Below are 24,121 nucleotides of genomic sequence, written 5' to 3'. Positions count from 1 at the left end.
ATATTCCGTTCATGCACATCCGTTATAGTATAAACAGTGATATAGGAGGAAAACATATGCCGAATAAACAACCAAAACCTAAAGGGAAATTCAGCTCATTCTTTTCATTAGTCAAAAAAACAAAACCATCATACGGTATGCTGGCCTTCGCGCTGTCTCTCAGTATTGTGACAACGCTCGTCAGCCTGCTGATTCCGCTATTGACAAAGCAGCTCGTTGACGGCTTTTCCATGTCGTCGCTGTCAGGCGTGCAAATCGGAATCATCGCAGCCGTGTTTATCGTACAGGCCGCATTAAGCGCCTACGCCACCTACGCCCTGAACTACAGCGGCCAGAAAATCATCTCGGGACTGCGTGATTTGTTGTGGCAGAAATTAATTAAACTGCCCGTCTCTTATTTTGACAAAAACGCCACGGGAGAAACGATCAGCCGTGTCACCAATGACACAATGGTGGTAAAAGAGCTGATCACAAACAATATCAGCGGATTTATTACCGGAATCATTTCCGTTATCGGGTCACTGACGATCTTATTTTTCATGAACTGGAAGCTCACATTGCTCGTGCTGATCGTCGTGCCGCTGGCTGCGGTGATTTTAGTGCCGATCGGCCGGAAAATGTTTAAAATTTCTCGGGAAACACAGGATGAAACGGCGAGATTCACCGGATTATTAAACCACATCCTCCCGGAAATCAGGCTTGTAAAAGCGTCAAACGCTGAAGAAGCGGAATACGGACGCGGAAAAGCAGGCATCATGGCACTCTTTAAACTCGGGCTGCGTGAAGCGAAGGTGCAGTCGCTCGTAGGCCCGCTTATTACACTTGTATTAATGGCGGCGCTGGTCGCTGTCATCGGGTACGGCGGGATGCAGGTGTCATCCGGTGAATTGACAGCCGGCGCACTCGTTGCCTTTATCCTGTATTTGTTTCAGATCATTATGCCGATGGGCCAGATCACTTCATTTTTCACACAGCTTCAAAAATCCGTCGGCGCAACGGAACGGATGATTCATATTCTTGCAGAAAAAGAAGAAGATATCCAAACCGGAAAAGCCATTGAAAATGCGGATCAGCCGATTAAACTTGAACAAGTCTCATTCGGCTACAAAACAGATCAAACCATCTTAAAAGACATTACGGCTACGATTGAAGCCGGCAAAGTCACCGCGATCGTCGGACCGAGCGGCGGCGGAAAAACAACGTTATTTAAGCTGCTTGAACGATTCTACAATCCGACTGCGGGCAGCATCCTGCTCGGAAATGAACCGATTGATGCGTATTCCCTTGAGTCATGGCGGGAGCATATCGGCTACGTGTCGCAAGAAAGCCCGTTAATGTCAGGCACCATCCGCGACAATATCTGCTACGGATTAAAACGCGAGGTGACTGATGAGGAATTGAGGCAAGCGGCTGACATGGCCTACGCCCTGCAATTTATTGAAGACTTACCGAAGAAATTTGAAACCGAGGTCGGTGAGCGGGGGATTATGCTGTCAGGCGGACAGCGCCAGCGCATCGCCATTGCCAGAGCGCTCCTTCGCAACCCGAGCATTCTGATGCTTGATGAAGCGACATCAAGTCTGGACAGCCAATCTGAAAAATGGGTGCAGCAGGCGCTGGAAGTTCTAATGAAAGGCCGCACCACCATCGTGATTGCCCACCGTTTATCCACGGTTGTGGATGCAGATCAGCTTCTCTTTGTCGAACAGGGTGAAATCACCGGACGGGGCACACACCATGAATTAATGGCATCCCATTCGCTGTACCGCGATTTTGCGGAGCAGCAGCTGAAGCTGAATGCCGACTTAGAAAACAAAGCTGTGTAAAGCAAGACTTTATGAATAAAAAGCAGCTGAAAAAGCTGCTTTTTATTTTGCAGCCGGAGTCCTGTTCATACGGGTGTACGGTCGGTGAAGAACCAAGCCTAAGCGTGTATGCCGGTACAGGAGACAATGAAAAAATTCGGTTTATAGACATCATGTCGATTCATGAAAAGAAAAAAGCAGAAGGAGGGATTTTCATGGCTGTCATATTGGTTGCGGATGATGACCGCCATATCCGTGAGCTTGTCCGCCTTATGATGGAGCAGAGCGGTTTTGACGTCGCAGAAGCGGAAGACGGGGAAGCGGCGGTGCGGCTGATCGAATCAGCACCTATAGATCTCATCATACTGGATGTGATGATGCCGAAAATGGACGGGTTTGAAGTCAGTGAAGCCGTCCGCAGCTTTACGGACATTCCGATTTTGATGCTGACGGCAAAAGGCGAAACGCTGGACAAAGTGCAAGGTTTTACTTCCGGAGCGGATGATTATCTCGTCAAACCGTTTGAGCCGCTTGAGCTGGAAGCAAGGGTCAAAGCATTGCTGAAACGGTACCGGATCACCGCTGAAAAACTGCTGACCATCGGAACGGTCACATTAGATAAGCAATCCCGCACCGTAACGCGCGGCGGCGGAGCGGGATTGACATTGCCCCGGCGTGAATTTGAGCTTTTATTTAAGCTCGCTGGTTATCCGAATAAGACGTTTTCAAGAGAACAACTAATAGAAGATATTTGGGGCTTTGATTATGAAGGTGACGAGCGTACCGTTGATGTGCATATTAAAAGGCTGAGAGAACGGTTTCCGGAAAAAGACTATCCGTTTGCCATCCATACGGTGCGGGGGCTCGGGTATCGGTTTGTGGTGACAGGATGAAACGGATCTTCAGAACGGCTGGAAAAATCATCATCCTTCTCACCGTCACCGCATTCTTATGGCTGGCGGCTCACCTGATTGTTCAGGGATTCGGTCTCATATGGCCGATTTTGCTTGTGCCGTACGCCGAGCAGATTCTGACGCTTTGGCTTGTTTTCGGCCTGCTGTTCGTAACGATGTTTATTTTTTCAAAGTCAGCACGTGAAAGGCATCATGCGATCTGGGATTCGCTGACCGCCACGATCAAGCAAATGTCGAGCGGTAACTTCACAGCGGCCGCTTCCCGGAAAATGGAGAAGATTGAGCGGAACCATCCCGTGACGAAATTGGCTGATGAACTGTCGACACTCGCCGCGGAACTGAGTGAAATGGAAAAACTGAAACAAGAATTTATTTCGAACGTTTCCCATGAAATCCAAACCCCGCTCACTTCATTAAAGGGCTACGCGCACCTTCTGAAAAAACCGGATTTATCATATGAGGAGCGGGGGCGCTACTTACACATCATCGAAACAGAAACAGAACGATTATCAAAAATCAGTGAAAATCTGCTGAAGCTCACTGCGCTCGAACGCCAAACCGAACCGATACAAAAAAAACCGTTCCGCATTGACAAACAGCTGCGGCGCACCATATTGACCTGTGAGCCTGAGTGGTCCGCCAAACAGATTGAGTTTCTCATTGATTTACAGGAGTCGTATGTGTACGGAGATGAAGCGCTGCTCAGCCAAGTATGGATGAATCTGATTCACAATGCCGTAAAATTTACCGGTGAAGGCGGCCGCATTTCCGTTAAAATTGCAGATCTGCCGGGGGCGGCGGCTGTCGAAATCGCCGACGACGGAATCGGAATGGAGCCTGAACAGGCGGAGCGTGTATTTGAACGGTTTTATAAAGCGGACAAGGCGAGAAACGAAGGAGGAAGCGGGCTCGGCCTGTCCATCGCCCAAAAAATCGCAGAGCTGCACGGCGGTTCGATAGAGGTTGAGAGCAAGCGCGGCGAAGGAACCCTTTTCCGTGTCATTCTTCCAGCCGAGCCTCGTGAAAAAAACAGCTAAAATCTGGTCGAACCAGCCAGTAAAAAACGAAGCCGATCCTGTCTTTTGAACTATTGAGGTGAAACCGTTTTATGGTATACTACTGACGGTAATACGTATAAAACGGAGGATATTTGTGGGAAAACACACTTCTGAACAGAAAAAGCACGCGCAAATTGTCCAGCTGCTTCAGGATGGACAATATTTTTTTCATAAAGGCTTAAAAGCATATAAAGAGCGGAATTTAAAGCGGGCCAGCAAACTGATTCAGCGGGCCGTCCACCTCGAGCCGAATGATTCCGAAATGCTGTCCCGGCTGGCCGTCATTTATTCTGAAATGGGCCACTACCAGCAGTCAAATGAGCTGTTCGACTTTATTTTGGTGAACCTGAAAGAAGAAATGCCCGAGTGTCATTACTTTAAGGCGAATAATTTCGCGCATTTGGGGCTCTTTCAGGAAGCATACAAAGAAGCAGCGGCTTATTCAGATGCCGATCCGGACGGGGAATTCAGCGAAGAAATTGAAAATCTGATGGAGCTTTTGGATTTCGGCGAAGCGGGTGAAAACGAATCGCTCTATGACCAGGATGAGCTGCTGATCAGGCAGGATCGGGCAAAAGCGCTTCTTGAGAGCGGCCAGCTTCATGAAGCGGTTGTCATGCTTGAAGAGATTACGGCCGATTACCCCGAGCTTTGGTCTGCATACAACAACCTGGCGCTCGCTTACTTTTACTCAGGCAATGTCACAAAAGCGAAACAAACGGTATTCGAAGTGCTTGAGAAAAATGAAGGCAATCTCCATGCCCTGTGCAACCTCCTTGTATTCTGCTATTACGAGAGGGAAGATGAAAAAGTCGGAGAATTGAGCGGAAGACTCGCCAATGTGTATCCGATTTTATTCGAACAGCGCTATAAGCTGGGGGCGACGCTTGCGCTTGTCGGCAGACATGATCTCGGTTATAAATGGCTCCGTTCTCTTTACAAAAGCGGATTCGAAGGCGACGAAACGTTTTATTACTGGCTGGCCGCCTCAGCCTACGGGACAGGCCGCATAGAATTTGCGGAAACCATTTGGAAAAAGGCCGAAGCCGAATTTCCCGAATCAGACCGGCCCGCGCCTTGGGCGGAGCGGCAGGAACCGCTGCCTGCTTCACTTGAACAGCGGCTTGCCGCCTATTATATCAGCAGCGCTGAAGGAGAGCGGAACCAGCTTGAAAAAGTTCTGACGGCAAAACGCGCCGTTTCACCGTTTGAACAAGATTTCGTCAGACTGCTGCTTTCCGGTGAAAAAGGCGTTTCAGGTGTCTCCGGTGATGCGCTGTTCACGTATCGGACGGTCAAGCTTCTGGAGAAAGCGGAAGCCGACAGTTTAAAAACTGACGTCATGAGCTGCTGGGTTTTTCACGTCATTCAGCACATCCGCGCCGCCGCTGCCGTACAGAATGAGCGGGCATGGGCCGCAGCCATCGCATATGTATGGAAAGAAGCAAACGGCGAAAAAACGACGAAAAAAGAAACGGCCGCCGTTTACGGTATAACCCCGGCAACACTTTCGAAATACATCAGACAAATAGATGATATTTTAGAATAAAACCGATTCTTTCTATATAAAGAGTCGGTTCTTTTTTTATCAGAAAGGGGCAAAACAGAACTTTACCGCCGAAAAAAGAGGTATTCATACGTATTTTTTTGCTTTTCGAATCGAAATCAGGCCGTAATCACCGTTTATTTTGCAAAATATGAGATTTGCAATCACATTGAAATATAACTGTAATAAAAATTGTCGAAACATGATGGTATAATGAGTCTCGTACATAAGAGATTAGTTTATTTTACATGTGCTGTATAATCTATACCAATTTAAAAGATTTAAAGATTCATACATAAAAATCATCAGCCTCACGGGTATGTGAGGGAGCGTAACTTTGATGTTCATAATAGAATTCCAAATGAGAACAGGTTTAAAGTAAAAGGGAGGAAAGAAAAAGTGAAAAAGAGTTTATTAACACTTGGTTTGGCTTCCGTCATCGGGACAAGCAGTTTTTTGATCCCGTTTACAAAAACTGCATCGGCGGAAACATTAGACAGCAAAAAAGCAAAAATCGAAAGCAAGCAATCTGAGGTGGCTTCAAGCCTTGAAGCAAAAGAAAGAGAATTGTCTAAGCTTCAGGACAAGCAGGCTAAGATTGAAAAAGAACTGAAAGACATTAACGCTAAAGCGTTGGATACAAGCAATAAAATCGAAGATAAAAAAGCTGAAAACGAAAAAACGAAAAAGCAGATCGCTGATTTGAAAAAAGAAATCAAAGAAACAGAAGCGCGTATTGAAAAACGCAATGAAATCCTAAAAAAACGCGTTCGTTCTTTACAGGAAAACGGCGGTTCTCAAGGATACATAGATGTTCTTTTAGGGGCGACAAGCTTCGGAGACTTCATTTCCCGTGCGACTGCGGTATCTTCTATCGTTGATGCGGATAAAGACCTGATCAAACAGCAGGAGCAGGATAAAGCGAAACTCGAAGACGCAGAAGCTGAACTTAACGTGAAGCTGAAAAAAGTTCAAGATGATCTTGCGAAACTCGAGTCTATGCAAAAAGACCTGAACAGACAGCTTGATCAGAAAGACAAGCTTTTCGACGAAGCGAAAAACGGCCAGAAAAAAGCGGCTTCCGCTATCTCTGATCTGAAAAAAGAAGCATCAAAGCTTGCAAATGAAAAAGCTGATACTGAAAAAGAACAGAAGCGCATTAAAGCTGAGCAGGCTGCAGCGGCTGCCCTGATCAAAAAACAGGAAGAAGCGCAAAAAGCTTCTGAAGACCAAAACCAAAAAGATGACAGCCAGCCGGCACCGGCGGTTAAAACTGTGAAAAAAGCGGCTGTTTCAACATCATCTGATTCATCTGACAGCTCAAGCAAACCGAAGAGCACTTCAGGCGGATCATCTCATAACAGCGGCGGTTCAGATGATTCTGACGGCGGATCTGTTATTTCAAATTCAGGCGGTATTGAAGGCGCCATCAGCGTAGGATCAAGCCTTGTGGGTCAATCCCCGTACAAGTTCGGCGGCGGACGCACTCAATCCGATATTGACAACCGTATTTTTGACTGCTCTTCATTCGTACGCTGGGCTTATGCTAACGCAGGCGTTAATCTCGGACCTGCAAGCGGCACAAACACAGATACATTAATCGGAAGAGGTAAGGCAGTAAGCGCGTCTGACATGAAACGCGGAGACTTAGTATTCTTCAACACGTATAAAACAAACGGCCACGTCGGCATCTACTTAGGTAACGGAACGTTCCTGAACGATAATACATCACACGGTGTATCCATTGATTCTATGAGCAACCCTTACTGGAAGAAAGCATTCAACGGCAATGTAAGACGTGTCGTGCAATAATGAATAAGACAAGGGCCTTCTATCCCGGAAGGCTCTTTCTTTATTTGTATACCCGCTCAGGAGCTGCCTAATCACGGTTTTTCAGAAAAATGAGCAAAAAAATAGCGAATTGCCTTCAGATTTAATAGGATATGGGTAAGGAATACGATTGATGGGGATTCTTAGTCATATAGGGTGCGCCCCATTTCGAAAAGGAGTGAATCATGGTGTCAGAAGAAAAAATTTATGATGTGATCATTATCGGCGCGGGTCCGGCGGGGATGACCGCTGCTGTTTACACATCACGAGCGAACTTATCCACATTAATGATCGAAAGAGGAATTCCGGGCGGCCAGATGGCCAACACGGAGGATGTTGAAAACTATCCGGGTTTTGAAAGCATTCTCGGCCCTGAACTTTCTAATAAAATGTTTGAACATGCGAAAAAATTCGGTGCGGAATATGCGTACGGCGATATTAAAGAAATCGTTGACGGTAAAGAATATAAAACGGTCAAAGCCGGTTCAAAAGAATATAAAGCGCGTGCCATCGTCATTTCTGCCGGAGCGGAATACAAAAAGATCGGTGTTCCCGGCGAAAAAGAACTGGGCGGCCGCGGTGTATCGTACTGCGCGGTTTGTGACGGCGCGTTCTTTAAAAATAAAGAGCTTGTCGTTGTCGGCGGCGGAGACTCCGCCGTTGAAGAAGGCGTCTATCTGACACGCTTCGCTTCAAAAGTCACCATCGTTCACAGACGTGACAAATTGCGTGCGCAAAGCATTCTTCAGGCGCGTGCCTTTGACAATGAGAAAATTGACTTCAAATGGAACAAAACCGTAAAAGAAATCCATGAGGAAAACGGAAAAGTCGGCAGACTTACTCTTGTGGATACCATGACGGGAGAAGAGGAAGAATTCAAAGCTGACGGCGTCTTTATTTATATCGGTATGCTTCCGCTTTCTAAACCGTTCGAGAACTTGGGCATCACAAATGAAGAAGGCTACATTGAAACAAACGCTCAAATGGAAACAAAAGTTCCAGGCATTTTCGCCGCGGGAGACATCCGTGAAAAAACGCTCCGCCAGATCGTAACGGCGACAGGCGACGGAAGTATTGCGGCTCAAAGCGTTCAGCATTATGTGGAAGAGCTTGAGGAAACGCTCAAAACCGTTAAATAATCACTGTAATGTTCAGTTTTTGAATCGTTACTGTGTTTTAATTACGCTGTAACACGGGTGAAATACTGATGTTTTAAGATGAATGTAGTAATTGACCCCCTTTTTAATGAATACACTTTGGCACGGATTCCAGTATCCGTGCCCTTTTTTTGCGATTTTCTGTTTTCTGTCAAATAAAAGAAAAGGATGTCGGTGTCTCTGCATTGTGAGAGACATGCCGAAACGGTATAATGAAGAGACGATGATTTGTTGAGAAGGTTAGGTGACGTACTTGTGCAAAGAGTGACAAATTGTGTGCTGCAGACAGATGATCAGGTTCTCCTTCTCCAAAAGCCGAGACGGGGCTGGTGGGTCGCGCCCGGCGGGAAGATGGAAAGCGGCGAATCCGTCAGAGATTCCGTCATCAGAGAGTACAGAGAAGAGACGGGCATTTATATACTAAATCCGCAGTTAAAAGGCGTGTTTACCTTTATTATTAAGGAACAGGAACAAATCGTGTCAGAGTGGATGATGTTTACTTTCGTCGCCGACTCGTACACGGGGCGAAATGTCGCTGAATCAGAGGAAGGCGTTCTGAAGTGGCATGACGTAAAAGATATCCACAGCCTTCCGATGGCCCCCGGAGACGGACATATCCTTGATTTTATGATCAAGGGCCAAGGGCTTTTGCACGGCACCTTTACGTATACGCCGGACTTCGAGCTGCTCAGCTATCGTTTAGATCCGCAGCTTATCAAATAAAAGAAAGACCGCAGGGGGGAGAAAGATGAGTATGAATGAAAACCATGATATTCAGCTCGTCATCATTACGGGAATGTCTGGAGCGGGGAAAACCGTCGCCATTCAAAGCTTTGAGGATCTCGGTTATTTTTGCGTTGACAATCTGCCGCCTTCCTTGCTGCCGAAATTTTTGGAGCTGATGAAAGAATCAAGTTCAAAAATGAGCAAGGTCGCGCTTGTCATGGATCTGCGGGGACGTGAATTTTTTGACAGGCTGATTGAGGCGCTGGATGAAATGGCGGAAAATCCGTGGATTACACCGCGCATTCTCTTTTTAGACGCTAAGGATTCCATCCTTGTGACGAGATACAAAGAAACGAGGCGTTCTCACCCGCTGGCCGCTACCGGGCTTCCTCTTGAAGGAATCGCGCTGGAACGCCAGCTGCTTGAAGAATTGAAAGGGCGCTCTCAGCTGATCTATGACACATCGGATATGAAACCGCGTGATCTGCGTGAAAAAATCGTGGCGCATTTCGCCACGAACCAAGGTGAAACATTTACAGTGAACGTAATGTCATTCGGTTTCAAATACGGGCTTCCGATAGATGCCGACCTCGTGTTTGATGTAAGGTTTCTGCCGAATCCGTTCTACATTGAAAGCATGAGGCCGCTTACGGGGAAAGATGAGGAAGTGTCATCCTATGTGATGAAGTGGAACGAAACACAAAAGTTTATTGAAAAGCTTGTTGATCTGCTCGGCTTTATGCTTCCGTCTTATAAGCGGGAAGGTAAAAGCCAGCTTGTCATCGCGATCGGCTGTACGGGCGGCCAGCACCGCTCCGTCACGCTCGCTGAATATTTGGCTGACTATTTTAAAAAAGATTTCTATACTCATGTCACTCACCGGGACATTGAAAAGAGAAGCCGGAAATGAATAAGAAGCCGAAAATCGCAATCTTCGGCGGCGGAACTGGTCTGTCCGTGCTGCTTCGGGGGTTAAAGCATAAGCCCGTTGATATTACGGCGATTGTGACAGTTGCTGATGACGGCGGAAGTTCAGGCCGTCTGCGGGATGAACTTCAAATTCCGCCGCCGGGTGACATCCGTAACGTACTGGCTGCTTTGTCAGATGTTGAGCCGCTCGTTGAAAATCTGTTTCAGCACCGTTTCAACAAAGGAAGCGACTTAACCGGACATTCGCTCGGCAATTTGATTTTGGCAGCGATGACAAATATAACCGGTGATTTCTTTCACGCTGTCACCGAAATGAGCAAGGTGCTGAATGTCCGCGGCAGAGTGCTGCCTGCTGCCAACACCAGTGTCGTTCTTCACGCTGAAATGGAGGACGGGCAGGTCGTCTCCGGAGAATCGACAATCCCTTCTTACGGCCAGCGGATTAAACGGGTGTTTCTTACGCCTGAAAAAATTGATCCGCTCCCGGAAACGATTGACGTCATCCGTCAGGCCGATTTAATCATTATCGGTCCGGGAAGCCTGTACACAAGCATTCTTCCGAATCTGCTCGTTCCGAAAATCGGAGAGGAAGTCGTCAAGGCTGCGGCCAAAAAAGTATATATATGCAACGTCATGACACAGCCCGGAGAGACGCTGCAATACAGTGCGGCCGACCATGTCAAGGCGCTGAACGATCATATGGAGCAGCCGTTTATCGACACGATCTTAATCAACAATGAGGAGATCCCTGACGAAATCAAAAGCAAATATGCGAAAGAGCTGGCCCGGCCCGTCGACTTCAATGTTGAAAAGCTGAAATCCATGGGGCTTGAGGTCATCAGGGATCAGATTATCACGTATAAAAATGGCGTAATCCGTCACGATACACATAAAGTGGCTTCTCTTCTTGTCGATTTATTAAGGGACTAGAGGCCTTTTGAAATGAGGTGGCTAATATGTCATTTGCATCGGAAACAAAAAAAGAACTGACGAATCTGGAAGTGAAGGACTGCTGCGCCAAGGCTGAGCTGTCCGCGCTGATTCGGATGAACGGTTCCCTGTCATTTTCAAACCGCCATCTCGTGCTTGACGTTCAAACCGAAAATGCGGCGATTGCCCGCCGCATTTATACATTGCTGAAGAAACAATATGATGTATCGGTCGAACTGTTAGTCAGAAAAAAAATGCGGCTGAAAAAAAACAATGTTTATATTGTGCGCTTTTCTGAAAATGCAAAGCTGATTTTAGAGGAATTGAAAATCCTCGGAGAGAACTTTGTATTTGAACGGAATATTTCTGAGGAACTGGTGGCGAAACGCTGCTGCAAACGTTCTTATATGAGAGGGGCGTTTTTGGCGGGGGGATCTGTGAATAATCCCGAAACATCGTCGTACCACTTGGAAATCTTCTCGCTTTATAAGGAACATAACGATTCATTATGCGCGCTGCTGAATGAATTTCATCTGAACAGCAAAACGCTTGAACGGAAAAAAGGCTATATTACGTATTTAAAAGAGGCGGAAAAAATCACTGAATTTCTGAATGTCATCGGCGCTCACAATTCACTGCTGCGTTTTGAAGATGTGCGGATTGTCAGAGACATGAGAAACTCAGTGAACCGCCTCGTCAATTGTGAAACAGCAAACTTAAACAAAACCATCGGTGCTTCTCTCAGACAGGTGGAAAATATTAAATACATTGATGAACGGATCGGTCTTGAAGCGCTGCCGGAAAAGCTTCGCGAAATTGCGCAGCTGCGGATTGATTATCAGGAGGTCACGCTGAAAGAACTGGGGGAAATGGTTGCAAGCGGGAAAATCAGCAAATCCGGCATCAATCACAGGCTGAGAAAGCTCGATGAAATCGCAGAACAGCTGCGTACAGGACAAAGCATCACTTTGAAATAACCGTACAGAAAAGGGGAGATCTTATGGTTCAGGGGAAAGTGGAAGTGCGTTTAAAGACGGGATTGCAGGCGCGTCCCGCTGCATTGTTTGTACAGGAGGCAAATCGTTTTGCATCAGATGTGTTTCTTGAGAAAAACGGCAAGAAAGTGAATGCCAAAAGCATTATGGGATTAATGAGTCTGGCGGTCAGCACGGGGACGGAAGTCACTCTGATCGCTGAAGGCGACGATGAAAAGGAAGCGCTGGAAAAGTTGTCCGCTTATGTGCAGGAAGAAGTGTAAACACTTTGTAAGGGGGACGGAACGATGAATGAGTTTCTGAAAGATTGTTATCAAACGATAGGCTGGGAAAAGGATTCCCTCGATTTCAGCAACCTGCCGGAGTTTTTAAAGGCGCTCGCATATCGGTTTCCGTTTGAAAATCGCGCGGTTTTGTCCAAAAAAGAATATGACGTCACGAAAGAAGGACTGTGGCGGCACATGGTGAAGGAACCTCATGGCGGCCTTTGTTATGACTTGAACGGACTGCTTTATTTCATCCTGAAAGATGCCGGATTTGATGTCAAATTGATCCGCGGAACGGTCTGGAAAAACGGCTGGGCGCTGCCCGGCACACATGCGGCCGTACTTCTTTCCGCCGGGGGGAATGAGTACATCGCTGATGCAGGCTTCGGCCTCAATCTCGCCATGCAGCCTGTGCCGATGTCGGGAGACGAGACGGTATCAGCGGCCGGAGCGTTCCGCGTGAGGATAGAAGAGACGGAATTCGGGACATACCTGCTTGAAATGAACAAAGGGGACGGCTGGCAGACAGGTTACGCATTTTCGCTTGAAGAAATCGATGAAAAGGACCTCAAGTCTATGAAACAAACAATCTTTGAACATGAACGCTCTCCTTTCAACAAACGCCTGCTTGCTTCTAAGCGGACACCGGAAGGGCACATGGTTCTGTCTGAACGCAATATAACAATAAAAAAACACGATGGCACGGCGGAAAACAGCAGAATAGACCGATCAGAGTTTGAAGAAAAATTTACTGCTCATTTTATATGAAGCTCGCAGGTTCTCTGCAAAAAAAAACGGCCTCCGCAGGGAAGCCGTTTTTTGTATGTGTTTATCTCATTTTTGTAAAGGTTTTATAATGATCTGTCGTCTTATAAATCAGCCAGTCGCTTGAGTAAAGAATCCGGTCTGAATTTCTGAAGCCTGATGTATAGTTAATATCCGCTTCACGCCACGTCCGTCCGCTTTTGGCAGGGAGTTTGCCTTCCCTGTTTGAGAAGATGTCTCCGCCGATGCTTTTCCCCGGAGCGACGTCTGCAAGATTCCCCTTTGATGCAACCCAGCCGAGGGCCTGCGCTTCTGACTTTGTAATGTAATTATCAGGAAGCTTATGATAGGTCTGAAGATAATCCGCAACCCCGTCAAACGTGTTGATAACCTGTGCTTCAGTGTGCGCCTTGTGAGAAGATGTATCCGTCTTGGCAGCCGTGGAAAACAGCATCCCCGCCGCGGAGAACAGCACCAGCAAACAAACGGAAATCCACGATAATCGTTTTTTCAAAGCAATACCTCCCATTTTTATCATGTGAAGCTGATTCCTTTTCATTGTATCAGCATCGAGAGAAAGGAATAGAAAGAATTTAAAAATAGTTCTTTTGATCTAGCAAAAAATAAACCCCGGCTGAAACGGCCGGGATTTTTCATCTCATTGAAATTCCTTCGTGAGGTTTTTCGGCGTTTTTCCGTATACGGCGTCAATCATGTTTTGTGCGGCTTGCTTGAACATATTCAAACGGATTTTTGCCGTTGCTGACCCGATATGCGGAAGCAATGTGACGTTTTCCAGCTGCAGGAGCGGATTGTCTTCGGCGATCGGCTCTTTTTCAAACACATCTAAACCGGCGCCTTTTATCCAGCCCTCCTGTAATGCGCGGATGAGCGCTTTCTCATCAACCGTCTTTCCCCGGGAAATATTGACGAAACATGCCGTATCTTTCATCAATTTAAATTCCCGCTCTCCCATCATATGATACGTTTCGTCAGTAAGCGGCGTAATTAACAGCACAAAGTCTGATGTTTTCAGCAGTGTATCTAAGTCGGCATATGTAACCCCGAGTTCTTTCTCAGCATCCGGTTTTCTGCTGCGGTTATAATACAGCACGTCCATATCGAAGCCGAATTTTGCCCGTTTGGCAGCTTGTTCACCGATTCTGCCCATGCCGATAATTCCTAATGTCTGATGGTGGACATCCATACCGAAAAGAGATTCTTCCTCAACGGTTCCCCATTTGCCGGCGCGGACGAATCGATCCAATTCGGCAACCCGTCTGGCGGAAGACAGGATTAATGAAAAAGCCAGATCAGCGACAGTGTCATCTAAGGTGTACGGCGTATGCGTGCCGACAACCCCGCGTCTTTTCATTTCTTCAATATTAAAATTATCATAGCCGACAGAATTATTGCTGACGACCTTCAGCTTCGGCGCGTGATCCAGTAAATCACTGTCAATCGCCGTTCCGGATGTCAGCAGCCCTTCAGCATCTTTCATTTTTTCGTACAGTTCCTCTTTTGGAATGGTATCTTCTTTCCAGATGTCATACCGGCAATGCTCGCCTATCATTTGCTCGACTTCCGGCGGTATCGGTTTCGCGATGAATACATAGGGTTTCAACGGGCTTCTCCTCCTTTGTCTTTCTTCTCTATTTTATTATATAAGAGAAGCGGTAACGTGAGAAATATTCAAACGCATCACGATAAATTTCTGGTTCTTTTGAACTTAAAATGAAAGAAAAGGAAATGTACATGCTTGATTTCTCCAAACAATAACAGAATCCGCCTATATTTCTGAAGGCAAAATGAGCGGAACCGCTGTTTTTAAAAGCTTTATAGGTTGGTGTAAAGATAAATTTTATTATTTTTGAAAGATATAAATGAACATAATCTGAATTTACAGTCAAATTATCGTGTCTTTTTTTGAAAGCGCTTTTGAGGCCTTTTTCTGTGCTATAATTCCTTACTGTAAGCTGGGTAAGAAGGCTTGCAATACAATCGGATGGGAGATGAATAGAAAAATGGTTTCTTTATCAAGCATTTTGGAGCACAACCAGCAGTTTGTCCAAGAAAGGAAATATGAACCTTACCAAACGACAAAATTCCCGAAAAAAAAGCTTGTCATCGTATCCTGTATGGATACAAGGCTGACGGAGCTTCTGCCGCAGGCGATGGGACTCAGAAACGGCGATGCCAAAATCATAAAAAACGCGGGAGCCATTGTTTCTCACCCATTTGGAAGTGTCATGCGGAGCATTTTGGTTGCCGTTTATGAACTGCAGGCAGAGGAAGTCTGCATCATAGGTCACCGCGAGTGCGGAATGTCGGGATTAAATGCGGCTTCCATATTAAATAAAGCGAAAGAGCGCGGCGTGGAAGACAAATGTCTCAGCCTTCTGCAGCATGCGGGAGTCGATTTGGAAACATGGCTGACCGGCTTTCACAGCGTCGAAGAAAGCGTGGCCCACAGCGTGAATATGGTCAGGCATCATCCGCTCTTGCCTGAAGAAGTGCCGGTGCACGGGCTGGTGATTGATCCGGGGACGGGGACGTTGGATGTTGTCGTTGACGGTTATGAAACAGTCAAAGGAGGATGCAGCTGACGATGCAATTTACCGGCAGATATCAGGGATACAATTTGCAGAAATTTCAGAAAGACCTAGTCGCGGGAATTGTGGTCGGAATTGTAGCGATTCCACTGGGAATGGCCTTTGCCATCGCCTCGGGGGTCGGTCCGGAATACGGGCTTTACACCGTTATTGTGGCCGGAATTCTGATTTCGCTGTTGGGCGGCTCTAAATATCAGATCGGCGGGCCTACGGGGGCGTTTGTTCCCATTTTGTTTGCCATTGTGATGCAGTATGGTTTTGAGAATTTACTCGTAGCCGGTTTTATGGCAGGCGTCATGCTCGTCCTGTTTGGCGTATTTAAGCTCGGAAAGATTATGAAATTCGTGCCGAAGCCGGTGATCGTCGGATTTACGGCCGGAATCGCGGTGCTGATTTTCTCGGAGCAGATTGCCCATTTTCTCGGTCTGCGTGATATCCAAAAGCATGAAAGCTTTATCCTCAACATTGCGGAAATCGGCAAGAAGCTCGGAACCTTTAATTTATACAGCATCCTCATCGCGGGAATTGCTTTGGCCATTTTGCTGTTATCAGCCAGGCTGATGCCGAAGATTCCGGGCGCGCTTGTGGCGCTGCTTGTCTCTACAGCCGCGGCGGTCGTGTTTTTTCCTGACAAAATGGCGACAATCGGTTCTGCTTACGGGGAAATCCCGCGGCAGCTTCCGGCTTTCCAGCTTCCTGATTTCTCAATCGATAACATGATCATGATGTTTCCGTCGGCTCTGATCATTGCGCTTCTCGGCGGACTTGAGTCCATATTATCGGCGATGGTCGCGGACAATATGAAAGGATCACGGCATGACAGCAATAGGGAGCTTGTCGGGCAGGGCATCGCCAATATGGCAGCGCCGCTTTTCGGCGGTATACCGGCAACGGGAGCGATTGCGCGGACCGCAACAAATATTAAAAACGGCGCAGTTTCTCCGATTTCCGGTGTTGTCCACGGAGTCACCGTCCTCCTCGTCCTGCTCGTCTTCGCCCCGCTTGCCGTTCACGTACCGCTGGCAAGCATGGCGCCGGTATTGATGGTTGTGGCTTGGAACATGAGTGAGCGGAGGGAAGTCGCCAATATGATGCGGCTGAAAAACACTGATTCATTCGTACTGGCGGCAACCTTTTTGCTGACGGTTCTGTTTGATTTAATCATCGGCGTTTCTGCCGGTCTCGTGCTCGCTTTTGTTTTCTTTATCAGAAAAATGAGCGAATCAACACGTATCAAAACACCGCATGCCGCTGTCAAATCGGTTAAAAATGATTCGTCCGTCAGCACATATTCCATTGAAGGGCCGCTGTTTTTCGGTTCAATTGATTCACTGGAAACATCGCTGCTGGAGAGGCTTCAGGAAAAGCCGAAGACGCTTATTCTGCTGATGAATAATGTACATTACATGGATACCTCCGCAGAAGCGGTGCTGGGGAATGTGATGAACCGGATCAAACGGCATAACGGGAGATTGATGATCGTCGGATTGCAATCACAGCCGAGAGAGCTGATCCGGAAGACGGGGCTGTTTCATAAAATCGGGAAACAGCATTTCTTTGAGCATCAGGACGAGATAACGGGATAAATTCAGATACGGCCTGTCCATGAAAAAGCGGACAGGCCGTGTTTTTATTCGGTTTCAAAGCGCTTGATCAGTTTTTCCTGATGGGCTTTCATCGCATCTTCTAACGTGATTCCGTACTTATCAGCAAGGATGGCCAGATTTCCGAGGACGTCACCCATTTCTTCAATCAGCTCCTGCCTGCGTTCAGCCTGGGTCGCGTCTTTTTCATCCGGCCGGTCTCTGCCGATTTCATATGCTCTTACCGCTCGGGCGAGCTCACCCGCCTCTTCCATTAAAAAACCGATTCTGATAAATGGCCCGTACGCCGTCCATCCTCGTTTTTCATAAAAATCTTTCGTCCATTGTTCTGCTTCAGCCATCTGCATGTGAAACACTCCTTATGTCCTGTATGATTCTTATTGATATTATCATATAGAGATGGGACAATATATAGTGTATTTTGATTTATTGATGTACATATATAGATATGGAGATGAAAAAATGAAAACCATTTGTGTATTTGCGGGGTCAAACCCGGGGGTAAATGAAGAGTACAAACGCAAAGCGGCCGAACTGGGTGAATATATGGCGGAGCAGGGAATCGGCCTTGTTTACGGCGGTTCACGGGTCGGTCTGATGGGAACCGTCGCCGACGCGTTAATGGCAGGCGGCGGAAAAGCTGTCGGCGTCATGCCGAGCGGGCTGTTCAGCGGAGAGGTTGTTCATCAGAATCTGACGGAGCTGATTGAAGTCAGCGGCATGCATGAGCGGAAAGCGAAAATGAGTGAACTTGCCGATGGGTACATTGCCATGCCCGGGGGCTTCGGAACATATGAAGAGTTATTTGAAGTGCTATGCTGGGCGCAAATCGGCATTCATCAAAAACCGATCGGACTGTACAATGTGAACGGGTATTTTGAGCCGATGATGAAAATGGTCAAGTACAGCATTCAGGAAGGATTTTCGAATGAGTCTCATTTGAAGCTGATACACAGTTCCTCCCGGCCGGATGAGCTGATTGAGCAGATGAATCGGTATACATACCCGATTTTAGATAAGAAATGGCAGGAATTGTAAGAAAGAGGTCTGAAATATGTTTCGGCGGTTGCATCTAACCATTCTGATGGAAAATTCTCCGCCTATAGAATACCTTTTCTTTCTGGAAATCGTTTTCTCTTTCTCATGCGTATCACACCTTTCTTCATGATAAGACATATGTATGAGAATAAGATGAGAAAGAGAATGCTGTTGGGGTTGAAAGCAGAACATCCATTTCCTCAGAGGAGATGGATGTTTTGCGGTTTGCAGACTGTATGCGTTTACAACTTTTGTTGCACGAATGTTTCCTCCGATATGAAATCATCCTGCTGCATCTTTTGTTTTTTGGAACTGATTCCAAATATACCGACTGTCAGTGCACAAAGAAACCAGCAACCTGTAAAAAACAAGAAAACACTTAAAAATCCGTAGCCTGAATACAGGAAACTGACGACAAAGGGACCGGCTACATTCGCAAGACGTCCTACGCCGTAAGTGAGGCCATTTCCAGACGCCCTGGCTTCAACCGGATATAATTCCGGCGTATAGGCATATGCGATCGAACTGAAAGTACGCTCAAACATATGCATGAGAAATCCGCATATGACAATGACCATCGGCAAAGGATTGATGCCGTAAAAGAATCCAAGCGCCATAATAATTAACGATAAAACAGAAATGGCCCACTTTCGATCCACACGGTCAGAGATTTGCGACGCAATGAGAGCGCCCAGCGGGGCACCGATCGTTCCCAGAGTGACGTATACGATAGACTCATTCATTGATACGCCTTCTTTTACCAAAAGGGTGGGAACCCATGTGCCAAAGCCTTGAATTGCAATCGTGGAAGCAGCCCACATCGTCATTAAAACAAAAGTTCTTCCTGCCAAAGGCTTTTGAAATAACGTCCGATATGGAACGGATTTTACAGCGGTTTGTCTGCTTCGCAGAGCCGGAGCTGGTTCAGGCAGTTCACCCTTTTCTTTTTCTGCTTTTGCCTCCAGTTCAAGCAGAATGCGGTGTGCTTGTTCGCTTTTTCCTTTCGTATCCAGCCATTTCGGTGATTCTTCCAGTTTTCTGGCGATCAGCGGAAAAAAAATACCGACCGCGCCGAATAGAAAGATAAACCGCCAGCCGTAAGAGGCGGACGGCACGACCAATTTAGCCACCCAGCCGGCTGCAGGAATTCCGCATATGCCGATTGTAATACAGATTGCCTGGTATTTACCCTTAGTTGCGGATGGGAAAAATTCGCTGATATACGTACTTGCCACAATCGTTGTGGCGCCGATACCTAAACTCGTAAGAAATCTAAAAACACCGAGTATTTCTGGGCTCCAAGCCAGAGAAGAGAGGAGGGAGAAGAAAGAGAAAAAGGTGACAACCAGAATTAAACCTTTTTTCCTTCCGAAACGGTCTGAAAACCATCCTCCGGCAGAGGCGCCGATAAACATTCCGAAATAGGAGACAGACGTAATAAAAGCGATGGTATGAGTCGAAATGTTCCATTCCTTTAAAAGTGAAGGCGCCGCATATGAAAACGTATTTAAATCGATAAAATCAAAAAAGTAAGCGAATGAAAGGATAACGAGCACTGCTTGATGGGCCCTTGAAAAAGGCAGTCTGTTTAATCGATTAGACGCATTTACATTGATCATCTCGTATTCCTCCGTTTATCTTTGACTTGTCTGAAGACTGGTATTAACCAATGTGATTCAGCGTATTCAGGTTGTAACTTTGCTTTGTAAACACATAGCCTTCAGAGATTTTTCTTGCTGTGCGTACTACTTTAATCGTTGTTCCATCCGGATCAGCATCTGCCTCGGTTTCTAAAATGCCGCTTGGATGTCCCAATCGAATCGTTCTGCCATAGAATGAAAATTCAGATAATATTGTATCCTGCAATAGCATGCCGGCAGTCGTACAAACCGCCCCTGTAATGGCTAAAGCTTGATGCGGTTTTTGCATGGACATCATACGAATGACAAGATCCATCTCTTCTGCGTGTCTCTTTATCCCTTTTGTATCGATATAATCCGCTGGAGATGAGATTAATGTTAGTTTTGGTACGGCCGGTGATTTTGCAGCAGCCTCATGTCTCGGAGCGAATCTGCATTTCTCGGCTGCAATCGATCGGATCATTTCGAGCTTTTCCAATATATCCGGAGTATATTCATCCGGAAGTTCTAAGCCGGTAAGCCCCGTGTCCTCTGCTTTTACAAAGACAAGCGGATTAGCGTAATCAATAATCGAGACCGAGATATTTCCATACGGTGTATCGAGAACATCAATAGGCTGACCAGTGGGAAACAGCTTACCGGTCACCGCTCCTTCAGCCTGGTGAAATGAAAGATAAATAGGAGAAGCTGTACCTGGAACCCCGGGGATAGAGCAGTCCCCCTGGTAATGAAATGTTCCATTTCTGACTTCAACTTCTGCTACGATCACTTTTTGAGTGTTTGTATTTAACATTCTGACTTTTGTAACCGGCTCTTCAGCTTGAACGAGCCCTTTCTCAATAGCATAAGGGCCTACGGCAGAAGAGATATTTCCGCAATTGCCTTTGAAGTCGGTAAAATGGTCAGTCAAACTGACCTGAGCAAACGTATACTCAACATCTGCATCCTTTCTGGCGGATTTCTTAATAATGGCTGCCTTGCTTGTGAGAGAATGGCCGCCGCCGAGACCGTCAATTTGTCTCTCGTCAGGGCTCCCCATAATGTCTAAAAGAAAATCGCTCCATAGGTTTGTATCGTCTGGCATGTCTTTTTGATGAATAAAAACGCCTTTGCTGGTGCCGCCTCTCATGACGGTTACAGGAACTTTTTCCATGCTGTCTCATCCTTACATCATTTTGTGTGGATAAAAAGGTACCGGTCCCTTTGGAAAATATCGTATGATAAATAAGGATTATAAGTAAAACATATAATTTTTATAAAGTTGAATAAAAAACTTTTATAATAGGAGGAAATTTTATAGCAGAAAAATATTTTGGGGGATTTCATATGGATGAAAAGGATTGGATTGTGCTCATTACATTATTCGAAGAAAAAAATATGACGAAGGCGGCAGAGCGATTATATATGACACAGCCGGCGTTAAGTTATCGGCTCAAAAACCTGGAAGCACAATTCGGAGTGCGCCTTTTTTATAAAAGAAAAAAAGGGATGGAGTTCACTTCAGAAGGTGAACATCTGGTTGATTATTCGAAAGAGATGCTGCAGGAATTCAGAAGAGTGAAGGATGATATGCTCAATATGAGCCATGAAGTCAGCGGGGTTCTCAGATTAGGAGTCTCAAGCAATTTTGCTCAGTATAAGCTCCCGGCGATTCTAAAACGGTTTTCTGATCAGTATCCGTCTGTTCAATTCCACGTCAATACGGGATGGAGTGCGAAGGTGATGGATCTGCTTCATCATTCGGGGGTACACCTAGGGATTATGAGGGGAAATTATGATTGGCAAGGGGAAAAACAACTGCTAAATGAAGAGAGACTGTACCTTATTTCAAAAACTGAAATCAACAGTGAGGACCTTCCCAAATTGCCGATGATTTATTATCAAACTGATGCTTCTTTGAAAAGTTTGATTCAAAAATGGTGGAATAACCAATTTACTGAACCGCCTTTCATTGCGATGGAGGTAGACAGGCAGGAAACCTGTAAAGAGATGGTGAAAAACGGTCTCGGTTATTCTGTTGTGCCGGAAATCTGTCTTCAGCCTTCTGATGAATTATACACATTGGCGCTATCCTATAAAAATAACGAGCCTGTGATACGCGATACTTGGCTTATGTATAATTCTTCAGCGTTAGAATTATCTGTCGTCAAAGCATTCATTACTTTTTTGAATGGGAATAAAGCATAAAAAAACCTGCAAGAGACATCAGCTCTTGCAGGTTTTTTTGGCATTACTTCTGGTCTTCTGTATTGCGTGTCAGCACTTTATCGATTAAGCCGTATTCTAAGGCTTCATCAGCTGATTTGAAGTTGTCGCGGTCTGTATCGCGCTCAATGACTTCAAGCGGCTGGCCGGTACGTTCAGCAAGCACTTTGTTTAATTTGTCGCGAAGCAAGAGAATGCGTTTTGCCGCGATTTCAATTTCTGTCGCCTGTCCTTGCGCTCCGCCAAGCGGCTGGTGAATCATAACTTCACTGTTAGGAAGCGCGTAACGTTTGCCTTTTTCTCCGGCTGCAAGTAAAAATGCTCCCATAGAAGCGGCCATACCGATGCAGATCGTGGATACTTTCGGTTTAATGAACTGCATTGTATCATAGATTGCCATACCGGCAGTGATTGATCCGCCAGGGCTGTTAATATAAATGGAAATATCTTTTTCAGGGTCTTCCGCTTCAAGGAATAAAAGCTGTGACACGATGGAGTTCGCAACGTTGTCATCAATCGCAGATCCAAGCATGATAATACGGTCCTTCAAAAGACGGGAGTAAATGTCATAAGCTCTTTCTCCGCGGTTCGTTTGTTCAATGACTGTAGGTATTAAATTCATAATGCTCCTCCTTCACCTTTTAGGTAAGTATGTATTTACATGATACATTTTTGGTCAATAAAGGTCAAACAAAACGCTGACCAAAATGCCAACCTTTTCTTCTAACACCATTTTTCCCATAAAACAAAAAGTTCAAACAGCAAAGTGGAAATGAGGATGATCAGCGCCGGAGCCTTGAGAAAATGATATGGCCGGAGCGCTCAAAATAGACCGCAATCGCGTCGCTACGTACGGCTGAAGGGTCTGACTACGTTGTCCGCCCTTCCAAAAGCCGTACCGGCAAATACGTTTCCAGCGGCAAATCATCAAATTCGCCTTCAATTTCTTTTGCTAAAATCTCGATGGCTGTTTTGGAAATCAATTCAATCGGCTGCTGGATGGTCGTTAAGTCCGGCAGAACCGATTGAACGGTTTCAGTGCCGTCATAACCGATCACTTTTAATTGATTCGGGATGTCTATTCCCCGTTTTTTGGCCTCGGTCATCACTGCAGCCGCCATGATATCATCGCTGGCAAAAATTCCGTCGGTGTCGGGCTGTTCATCGAATAATGTTGAAATAATGTCATGGTAATGCTGATAAAAGGGTACTTCATATGTAATAGGCTTCCGTCCGTGTTCATGCATAACGTCTTCGTATGCTTTTCTTCTGAGGTTTGCCGGTGTTTCGAGTTCAATCGGGCCGTTGATATGGACGATGTGCCGGCACTCTTTTTCAATCAGCAGTTCTGCCGCCTTTTTTCCGCCGTCATAGTTGTCTGAGCCGACGACGGGAATCGTGTCCGATAAGTAATGATCAATGGCGACAATCGGCAGATTTTGCTTGTGATAATTGAGAATTCCCCGGTTGTAAGTCACGGCGATCACGCCGTCCACTTGGTTTCTTATCAGCATCTCCAAATATTTTTCTTCCTTATCCTTTCGATGTAAACTGTTGCAAAGCAGCAGTTTGTAGCCCATGGACGTACAAATGCTTTCAATATGAAAGGCGAGTTCGCCGAAAAACGGATTGCTGGAGTTTGGGATGATAAGCCCTATTAAATTGGTTCGTTTTCGGAATAAAGAGCGGGCCAGATCGTTTGGAAAGTAATTGATTTCTTCCATCGCCTTGTACACTTTTTCTTTTGTTTTTTCGCTGATATAGCCGCGGTTATTTAATACCCGCGAAACGGTTGTAGATGAAACTCCCGCTATTTTCGCAACATCATGAATGTTAGGCTTCATTCCCGTGCCCTCCTGCTTACTGAAATGGCTTACAATTTCCGTCACGCACTTATTTTAGAGAATCAGGCTGACATGTGCAAGGACATTCCGTGTTTCTGTTTTCATATAAAGAGGGTGCGTTTTGTTTGATTAAAATAATCAGAAAATAATATGTCAACCGATTGACATATGGAACCGGTTGACATACAATTCTTTTTGAAAGCGCTTTATTCGCAGAGTGAAGGGAAGTGACGGGTATGGAGAGATGGCTGGCGGC

At 46.1% G+C, this 24,121-nt stretch carries 23 protein-coding genes; 16 read left to right on the top strand and 7 right to left on the bottom strand.

Going from position 1 to position 24,121, the window contains the following annotated elements; translation table 11 throughout:
* Positions 1-56 precede the first annotated feature (56 nt).
* The 12 genes from NYE36_RS17775 to NYE36_RS17720 all read left to right on the top strand — a co-directional run bounded on the left by NYE36_RS17775 (position 57) and on the right by NYE36_RS17720 (position 12,925).
* Positions 57-1,826 (top strand): ABC transporter ATP-binding protein, encoded by a 1,770-nt coding sequence (locus tag NYE36_RS17775; RefSeq protein ID WP_012118541.1) that lies wholly within the window; start codon positions 57-59, stop codon positions 1,824-1,826.
* A gap of 194 nt (positions 1,827-2,020) precedes the next feature.
* Positions 2,021-2,698, top strand: coding sequence for a response regulator transcription factor (locus NYE36_RS17770; RefSeq protein WP_012118540.1), 678 nt, complete (start codon positions 2,021-2,023; stop codon positions 2,696-2,698).
* Positions 2,695-3,756, top strand: coding sequence for a HAMP domain-containing sensor histidine kinase (locus tag NYE36_RS17765; RefSeq protein WP_007614006.1), 1,062 nt, complete (start codon positions 2,695-2,697; stop codon positions 3,754-3,756). Before NYE36_RS17770 ends, NYE36_RS17765 begins: the two co-directional genes overlap by 4 nt.
* Positions 3,757-3,871: 115 nt before the next feature.
* A complete protein-coding gene (locus tag NYE36_RS17760) occupies positions 3,872-5,326 on the top strand; it encodes a tetratricopeptide repeat protein (RefSeq protein ID WP_015240667.1) in 1,455 nt (484 codons plus the stop codon).
* 396 nt (positions 5,327-5,722) lie between these two features.
* Positions 5,723-7,135, top strand: coding sequence for an NlpC/P60 family protein (locus NYE36_RS17755; RefSeq protein WP_094032517.1), 1,413 nt, complete (start codon positions 5,723-5,725; stop codon positions 7,133-7,135).
* A 206-nt stretch (positions 7,136-7,341) separates the two neighbouring features.
* Positions 7,342-8,292 carry a thioredoxin-disulfide reductase gene (trxB, locus tag NYE36_RS17750; RefSeq protein ID WP_241457706.1) on the top strand — a complete coding sequence of 317 codons (951 nt, stop codon included), beginning with the start codon at positions 7,342-7,344 and terminating at the stop codon, positions 8,290-8,292.
* 273 nt (positions 8,293-8,565) lie between these two features.
* A complete protein-coding gene (locus NYE36_RS17745; RefSeq protein ID WP_003151491.1) occupies positions 8,566-9,033 on the top strand; it encodes an 8-oxo-dGTP diphosphatase in 468 nt (155 codons plus the stop codon).
* 25 nt (positions 9,034-9,058) lie between these two features.
* Positions 9,059-9,946 (top strand): RNase adapter RapZ, encoded by an 888-nt coding sequence (gene rapZ / locus NYE36_RS17740; RefSeq protein ID WP_012118535.1) that lies wholly within the window; start codon positions 9,059-9,061, stop codon positions 9,944-9,946.
* Positions 9,943-10,896, top strand: a complete 954-nt coding sequence (locus tag NYE36_RS17735) for a YvcK family protein (RefSeq protein WP_007407422.1) — start codon at positions 9,943-9,945, stop codon at positions 10,894-10,896. Before rapZ ends, NYE36_RS17735 begins: the two co-directional genes overlap by 4 nt.
* Before the next feature lie 26 nt (positions 10,897-10,922).
* Positions 10,923-11,873 carry a DNA-binding protein WhiA gene (gene whiA, locus NYE36_RS17730; protein ID WP_007407421.1) on the top strand — a complete coding sequence of 317 codons (951 nt, stop codon included), beginning with the start codon at positions 10,923-10,925 and terminating at the stop codon, positions 11,871-11,873.
* A 23-nt stretch (positions 11,874-11,896) separates the two neighbouring features.
* Positions 11,897-12,154 (top strand): HPr family phosphocarrier protein, encoded by a 258-nt coding sequence (locus NYE36_RS17725; RefSeq protein WP_003151495.1) that lies wholly within the window; start codon positions 11,897-11,899, stop codon positions 12,152-12,154.
* Positions 12,155-12,178: 24 nt separating this feature from the next.
* A complete protein-coding gene (locus NYE36_RS17720; protein ID WP_007407420.1) occupies positions 12,179-12,925 on the top strand; it encodes an arylamine N-acetyltransferase in 747 nt (248 codons plus the stop codon).
* 61 nt (positions 12,926-12,986) lie between these two features.
* On the opposite strand, the gene NYE36_RS17715 is transcribed toward NYE36_RS17720, so the two are convergent.
* Positions 12,987-13,376, bottom strand: a complete 390-nt coding sequence (locus NYE36_RS17715; RefSeq protein WP_223204413.1) for a ribonuclease — start codon at positions 13,374-13,376, stop codon at positions 12,987-12,989.
* A 204-nt stretch (positions 13,377-13,580) separates the two neighbouring features.
* The gene (locus NYE36_RS17710) at positions 13,581-14,546 is read right to left on the bottom strand and encodes a D-glycerate dehydrogenase (protein ID WP_012118532.1); all 966 of its coding nucleotides are present in this window, start codon (positions 14,544-14,546) and stop codon (positions 13,581-13,583) included.
* A 388-nt stretch (positions 14,547-14,934) separates the two neighbouring features.
* Here NYE36_RS17710 and NYE36_RS17705 point away from each other — a divergent pair, with 388 nt between their 5' ends.
* Together NYE36_RS17705 and NYE36_RS17700 are read left to right on the top strand one after the other, a co-directional pair.
* The gene (locus tag NYE36_RS17705; protein WP_087920781.1) at positions 14,935-15,528 is read left to right on the top strand and encodes a carbonic anhydrase; all 594 of its coding nucleotides are present in this window, start codon (positions 14,935-14,937) and stop codon (positions 15,526-15,528) included.
* Between the two features lie 2 nt (positions 15,529-15,530).
* Positions 15,531-17,120: a SulP family inorganic anion transporter gene (locus tag NYE36_RS17700; RefSeq protein ID WP_025285335.1), complete on the top strand. Its 1,590-nt coding sequence runs from the start codon at positions 15,531-15,533 to the stop codon at positions 17,118-17,120.
* A gap of 44 nt (positions 17,121-17,164) precedes the next feature.
* Here NYE36_RS17700 and NYE36_RS17695 read toward each other — a convergent pair whose 3' ends face one another.
* Positions 17,165-17,485 (bottom strand): MazG-like family protein, encoded by a 321-nt coding sequence (locus NYE36_RS17695; RefSeq protein ID WP_003151506.1) that lies wholly within the window; start codon positions 17,483-17,485, stop codon positions 17,165-17,167.
* Positions 17,486-17,600: 115 nt separating this feature from the next.
* Between NYE36_RS17695 and NYE36_RS17690 the strand changes: the two genes are divergently transcribed.
* The gene (locus NYE36_RS17690) at positions 17,601-18,176 is read left to right on the top strand and encodes a TIGR00730 family Rossman fold protein (protein WP_020956392.1); all 576 of its coding nucleotides are present in this window, start codon (positions 17,601-17,603) and stop codon (positions 18,174-18,176) included.
* A 242-nt stretch (positions 18,177-18,418) separates the two neighbouring features.
* On the opposite strand, the gene NYE36_RS17685 is transcribed toward NYE36_RS17690, so the two are convergent.
* Positions 18,419-19,795, bottom strand: a complete 1,377-nt coding sequence (locus NYE36_RS17685; protein WP_025285334.1) for an MFS transporter — start codon at positions 19,793-19,795, stop codon at positions 18,419-18,421.
* 43 nt (positions 19,796-19,838) lie between these two features.
* Complete coding sequence (locus tag NYE36_RS17680) at positions 19,839-20,969, bottom strand: PrpF domain-containing protein (protein ID WP_015418286.1); 1,131 nt, start codon at positions 20,967-20,969, stop codon at positions 19,839-19,841.
* Between the two features lie 173 nt (positions 20,970-21,142).
* Here NYE36_RS17680 and NYE36_RS17675 point away from each other — a divergent pair, with 173 nt between their 5' ends.
* A complete protein-coding gene (locus NYE36_RS17675; protein WP_043020617.1) occupies positions 21,143-22,003 on the top strand; it encodes a LysR family transcriptional regulator in 861 nt (286 codons plus the stop codon).
* 43 nt (positions 22,004-22,046) lie between these two features.
* Here NYE36_RS17675 and clpP read toward each other — a convergent pair whose 3' ends face one another.
* Together clpP and NYE36_RS17665 are read right to left on the bottom strand one after the other, a co-directional pair.
* Complete coding sequence (gene clpP, locus NYE36_RS17670; protein WP_003151513.1) at positions 22,047-22,643, bottom strand: ATP-dependent Clp endopeptidase proteolytic subunit ClpP; 597 nt, start codon at positions 22,641-22,643, stop codon at positions 22,047-22,049.
* Between the two features lie 247 nt (positions 22,644-22,890).
* Positions 22,891-23,865 (bottom strand): LacI family DNA-binding transcriptional regulator, encoded by a 975-nt coding sequence (locus NYE36_RS17665; protein WP_025285331.1) that lies wholly within the window; start codon positions 23,863-23,865, stop codon positions 22,891-22,893.
* Between the last annotated feature and the right edge of the window lie 256 nt (positions 23,866-24,121).

Source organism: Bacillus sp. FSL R5-0593 (genome assembly GCF_038603755.1).
In the GTDB taxonomy this organism is placed as follows: domain Bacteria; phylum Bacillota; class Bacilli; order Bacillales; family Bacillaceae; genus Bacillus; species Bacillus velezensis.
The sequence above is the reverse complement of the archived record's forward strand: the minus strand, read 5'-3'. Positions and strand labels throughout refer to the sequence as shown.